Annotated in this window: 5 protein-coding genes; all 5 read right to left on the reverse strand. The window is 32.2% G+C overall.

Annotation, left to right across the window (positions count from 1 at the left end; all coding sequences use genetic code 11):
- Window positions 1-446: 446 nt before the first annotated feature.
- Window positions 447-755, reverse strand: a complete 309-nt coding sequence (locus tag BOW57_RS21075; RefSeq protein WP_205625929.1) for a DDE-type integrase/transposase/recombinase — start codon at window positions 753-755, stop codon at window positions 447-449.
- The gene (locus BOW57_RS20995) at window positions 751-1,011 is read right to left on the reverse strand and encodes a DDE-type integrase/transposase/recombinase (RefSeq protein ID WP_206734765.1); all 261 of its coding nucleotides are present in this window, start codon (window positions 1,009-1,011) and stop codon (window positions 751-753) included. The genes BOW57_RS21075 and BOW57_RS20995 overlap by 5 nt, the downstream gene beginning before the upstream one ends.
- Window positions 1,012-1,367: 356 nt before the next feature.
- A complete protein-coding gene (locus tag BOW57_RS20480) occupies window positions 1,368-3,308 on the reverse strand; it encodes an OmpA family protein (RefSeq protein ID WP_035629056.1) in 1,941 nt (646 codons plus the stop codon).
- Between the two features lie 2 nt (window positions 3,309-3,310).
- Window positions 3,311-4,219: a type IX secretion system membrane protein PorP/SprF gene (locus tag BOW57_RS20485; RefSeq protein WP_035629060.1), complete on the reverse strand. Its 909-nt coding sequence runs from the start codon at window positions 4,217-4,219 to the stop codon at window positions 3,311-3,313.
- A gap of 57 nt (window positions 4,220-4,276) precedes the next feature.
- The coding region (locus BOW57_RS20490; RefSeq protein ID WP_129057005.1) for a gliding motility-associated C-terminal domain-containing protein at window positions 4,277-4,966 on the reverse strand (690 nt) is incomplete at its 5' end.

Consider the following 4,966-nt stretch of genomic DNA (forward strand, 5'->3'; position numbering starts at 1 on the left):
CTAAAAATGTTGAAAAAATTAGTAATAAGTTTTGTGGCAAAAATATGGTACATGGCATTTGGAGTCGATATCTTTTTTTTACTACTGTTATATAAATTGACATCTACTTAAAAATCTAAAAACGAAAATATCAGATTAGTTAACGAATTAAAAAACTTAGATTATGAGTACGGATGATCATAAATATTTTATGGTATTTACAATAACTTTTTTATTTAAATATTTTTCTAACAACTAAAGCTTAATTTATCTATTTTTACTTTAGTTTAGTCCCCTAAACAAATTTAAATTTGGAAGATTTGAATTTAAACAGAAAGTCCTTTACTCTTTGTAAAGGACTTTTTTTAAATTTTTTGATTATTACATTTCATAAATCAAGAAATCCTTCAACAATGGTTCTGTCGCATCTGTCAGAATCAGATATAACACTTTAAGTAATTTTAAAGTTAGTCTGCCAATTTACAGAATGATTTAAACATAGTTACCCCTGATTCAATCATCTGATTCTTTCTCAGCATATGCAAAACTTCAATTCCGCTCAATGTTCGTCTTGCCGATTCAAAATTTTTAAAGCCTAACCCATTTTGTATCCTCCATTTTATAAATCGATGGTCCTGTTCGACAATATTGTTGAGATATTTACACTGCCGGATTTTAATCTTTGAGAACGAACGCTTGTTACAGACTTTGATTGCTGCAGTATTAGAACCGCTTTTATCAATGTTTATTACTCTTGGCCGGCAATTATTATTAATTTTTAATTAGAAAAGGCTGAGCGCTCATTCTTTGTCTTTTTCTGGTCAAAAGAAAGTAAACCGTATTACCTAATTTATCTACCGCTCGATATAAGTAACACCATATACCTTTTACTTTGATATAGGTCTGATCCAATCTCCAGCTCGTCCCCACTCTGCCTTTTCTCTTCTTTATTTCTAACTCGATGAAAGGTGTAAACGTATAGCCCCAGCGTTGAATAGTAGCATGATCAACATGAACTCCGTGCATTTTCATGATCTCTTATACATCCCTGTAAGTAAGGGTAAATCTTAATTTAAAATACACTGCCCGAAGAAGAATAGATTTTGGATAGCTCTGACCTTTGGTATTCATTTTTTTTAGTTTTAAAATTCCAAAGATAAAAGCTATTCCCAAATGCGACAGAACCCTTTTAAGAAATATAGGTCTATTTGAATAGAACTGACCAAAAAACGGGCTATTCTAATCCATAATTAGGAATTAATACTCAATCAGTTCTTAACTATATTTGAAAAAGGGGTTCAACTTTATTTAAAAAGTTAAACCCCGTTATTTTTAAAACTTACACACTTTTTAGGACTGTGTTTTTATCGATAATGATTTGTAAGTTCTTATTGCATTGAAACAATTACAAATTCACTTCTTCTGTTTAACTGATGTTCATCTTCTGTACAAGCTACATTATCTGAACATTTATTGATTAACTGACTTTCGCCATACCCTTTCCCTGATATTCTGGTTGGGGCAATTCCTCGTTTTACAAACCATTCGATTGTTGCTTTTGCTCTTTTATTAGACAATCTCATATTATATTCCTGAGTCTGTCTACTGTCTGTATGAGAACGAACATCGATTTTCATTTCAGGATATTGTTTCATTACAGCAAGTACTTTCTCTAATTCAAAAGCAGCTTCCTGACGAATAAATGATTTATCCAGATCAAAATAAATCATCGGAATATCTAAAGTTTTAGCCAAATCTGTCCCTACTTCTATTTGCTTGATTTGTTTATTTAATTTAATATCTAATTCAGGTTTATCATTTGTTGGCTGAATTGTAACCGAACTTTCATTAGTTTCATAATCTTGTTTTGAAACTCTTACATAATAGGTTTGATTGCATTTTACATCAAAATTGTAACTTCCGTTTTTATCCGAAATTATTGTTGCAATTTCCTTAAACTTATCGTCAAGCAAAATTACTTTTGCATCGGCTAAAGCTTCGTTCGTTTGAGAATCTGAAACAATTCCAAATAATTTTTTTTCACAATCCAGTCTTTTTGTTTCTGTGAATTTATAGATATCATCATTTCCAATTCCGCCTTCTTTGTTGGATGAGAAGTAACCTTTACGTGTATTGCTGTCAATTATAAAAGCAAAATCATCCAACTTGGTATTTACGGGTTCTCCAATATTTTGTACCAGATCAAAAGTAGCATCTTCCTTGATTTTTGCCACAAATACATCAAGTCCGCCTAATCCAGGACGTCCGTCGCTTGAAAAATAAAGTTCATTATCTCCGGATATAAACGGGAATGTTTCTCTTCCTTCGGTATTAATTGCTGTTCCTAAATTTTCCGGTTTCCCGAATGTTCCATCTTCATTAATAACAACACTAAACAAATCCGATTGTCCTAAAGTTCCCGGCATATCTGATGCAAAATACAGCTTTTTTTCGTCCAGACTTAAAGCCGGATGTGCAATACTGTATTGATCACTATTAAAAGGCAACTCAATAATATTTGCCCATTTATCATTTACAAATTCGGCTTTGTACAACTTTAATAATGTAATTCTTTTATTGTCTTTTCCTTTTTTACCTCCTAAAAAATTGTTTCGGGTAAAATACATTGTCTTTCCATCTTTGGTGAAAACCGGAGAAGATTCATTGAATTTTGAATTGATTTTTTTCTCAAACCGAATTGGATTATCTAAAGTTCCATCCGCTTTTAATTCCGCAGCATATAAATTCGTAAACGATTTATTTGTCCATTTAAATGTTTTTTTAATAACACTTCCAGTATCACGAGCAGAAGCAAATACTAATTTATTATTATAAATTGTACTTCCGTAATCTGATTGTTTCGAATTAATTCCGGCATTTGCAATATCAAATCTTCCTGAATTCGCTTTAATCTGCTCCAGATAATTTTTATTGTTTTCGAATAAAACGCCTCTTGTATCAGTTTTTACTTTCGCATTAAAAATTTCAAGCATTTTATCTGCTTTGGCATAATCACCCACAGATTTCAACGTCTGAGCATATCTGTAATAATATTCAGGTTCTTGTTGCTCGTTAAAAGCAAAAAGGGCGTCATACCACTTTGCAGCTTTCGGTAATTCGGCATTAAAATAATAGGAGTTTCCTAATCTCTGAAACATTTTTTCATCCTTATATCCGCTTTCTGCTACTTTTTCATAAATAGCGATAGCGTCTACAAAAGCATATTGATTGTACTCCTTCTCTGCTTTATTTAAAACTGTTTTTTGAGCCGTTCCGTTAAAACAAACAGACGACAAAACAGCAGCATAAATTATATTTTTAACTTTCATAATTAGAAAAATCTTGGTGAAGTTATACGTCCATATTTATTTAAGAATTCAAAACGGAGGAATATCTCGTGCGATCCTGAATTATAATTCACTAATTTGGTTGTTTCACGATCGTAAGCATAACCCAAATACAAACCATCTGTGATTTGAAAACCAGCCAGTGCACTTACCGAAGCGCTCCATCTGTAAGCCACTCCAATTACAAATTTATCGTTGAACATAAAGTTAGCCGATGCATCTACTTGCAATGGTGAACCTTCGACCATTTTTGTCATTATAGCCGGTTTAAATTTTACGGTTTCATAACGATCTAATTCAAATACATAACCTGCGATAAAATAATAGTTGATTTTGTCTTTGTAAATCGCAACATCATTATCATCATAACGATTGGTCTGAATGAAATTAGGAACCGATAAACCTACATAAGCTTTATCTGTATGCCAGTAAACTCCGGCTCCAATATTAGGCGTGAATTTATTTTTAAAATCCTGAAATTGCGGATCTCCCTGATCTTCCGGTGTTAATTTAGTTGGATCTAATTTGAATAAATTTGCTGATCCTTTTATGCCAAAAGATAATTTGGCTGTAGCCGATGTTGGTATAGAATACGAAAAATCTGCCGATAAGTTATTCTCATTCGTTGGACCTATTTTATCATTGATTAATGAAACTCCTAACCCAACGTTATTACCAACTGGTGTATTTACAGAAAAACTACTTGTTTCCGGCGCGCCATCTAACCCAACCCATTGGGTACGATATAAACCAAAAATACTCAGTACTCCACGTGATCCCGCATAAGCAGGATTCACATTAATGGTATTGTACATATATTGTGTAAATTGTGCATCCTGCTGTGCAAAGCTCGCAGTTGAACAAAACAGTAAAACTAAAATTAACTTTTTCATTTTTTTCATTTTTAATTACAGCTCAACTTCAACAAGCCAATTAATTAGCATAGAATATTATTTGGTCAAGTACAGATAACCCGCTTCCTGATGAGGAGTAGATTGATGGTCTTTATATTTTATGATATAATAATATGTTCCCTCTGGTAATCCTTTTGATTCTTTAATGGTAACACGTCCTTCTGAAATTCCTCTAAAGGCAACATCGGTATTATTGTAATGATCTCTTTCAAAAACCAATACACCCCAACGATTATAAATTTGAACTGTGTTGTCAGGATAACATTCTATTCCTTGTATATAGAATCTTTCGTTCATACTATCACCATTTATTGAAACGGCATTAAAAATTTTGATTACACAACCACTTAATAATAAAACTGTTGGATTGTCACCTAGATTATTTATGTTATCTGACTTATCCTCAACTTTAATTCCACTTAGAGTACTACCCATTACACTAGCCTGATTACTAATACTTCCATTATTAATATCATTTTGCGTGATGCTATATTGAGCACTAAAAGAAACTTCATCCGTATCATTTACATTCAAATCTATTGGACCTCCTGACATAATAATACCAGCTAATGGATCTAAAACAGTAATATTGTACAAAGGAACATTTCCAGTATTAGTAACCTTGAAGTTATAAGTTATAGTTTCGCCAGCATCTGCATTCCCATTACTATTTTCATCATTAAATACCGCTGTCTTAATTATGGCAATTGATGGAACTTCAACAAT

This window comes from Flavobacterium sp. YO64 (assembly GCF_004119505.1).
Lineage (GTDB): Bacteria > Bacteroidota > Bacteroidia > Flavobacteriales > Flavobacteriaceae > Flavobacterium > Flavobacterium oncorhynchi.

Bases quoted from the DNA above. Each gene is read 5' to 3' on its own strand.
- BOW57_RS20995 (WP_206734765.1), bottom strand. From the start codon at position 1,011: ATGAAAATGCACGGAGTTCATGTTGATCATGCTACTATTCAACGCTGG.
- BOW57_RS20485 (WP_035629060.1), bottom strand. From the start codon at position 4,219: ATGAAAAAGTTAATTTTAGTTTTACTGTTTTGTTCAACTGCGAGCTTT.
- BOW57_RS20480 (WP_035629056.1), bottom strand. From the start codon at position 3,308: ATGAAAGTTAAAAATATAATTTATGCTGCTGTTTTGTCGTCTGTTTGT.